1 protein-coding gene is annotated in these 609 nt (G+C 41.7%); it reads right to left on the bottom strand.

What is annotated here, in order from left to right; all coding sequences use genetic code 11:
• The coding region (locus R7Q48_RS28810) for an alpha/beta fold hydrolase (RefSeq protein ID WP_318133760.1) at positions 1-608 on the bottom strand (608 nt) is incomplete at its 3' end.
• Between the last annotated feature and the right edge of the window lies 1 nt (position 609).

Here is a 609-nt window from a genome sequence, read left to right as displayed (position 1 = left end):
CTATCACCCATCAAATACAATGTCGGTATGGGTAACTCTCTGTCTTTGAAGTACTTCATCAATGGGTTTACATCCGCGGCAAGAATAAACCAGCGTTTAAACTCTTTTTGGCACAGCTTCTTTGCTTCTCGAATAAACAAATGCCTTGATTCACGCTGACTTCGTTGAGGCATCACAATGTAGGCAAACAGCTTATACAACCACATATAAGGCAAGATATGTTTACAGAAGTTACCCAACTTAACCAAAATCTGCGAACGCGTATTCAAGCGTGTCACCGCACCGCCTAAAACCATCGAACGAACTCTTTCAGAAGACAACTCCGCTAAATTTCGAACAATGATCGTACCCAACGACATGCCAACAAAGTGCGCCGACTGGATTTTTAGGTGATCCAGCACTTTTAATATATCTTGCGTCACTTCCGTGAAGGTGTAACGACTAGTTATCAACTCTTTCAAAAGCTGATTGGATTTTCCATGTCCTCGTAAGTCGATCAGCAACAAATTAAAGTGCTGCTTATATGCTTTAATTTGTTTAAACCATATCGACGAACTGCCCCCAGCACCATGCACGAAAACAACCCACTCATTACTAGTAGTATGCAGA

This window comes from Vibrio sp. 378 (assembly GCF_033339435.1).
This window is presented reverse-complemented; position numbering and strand designations above follow the sequence as displayed.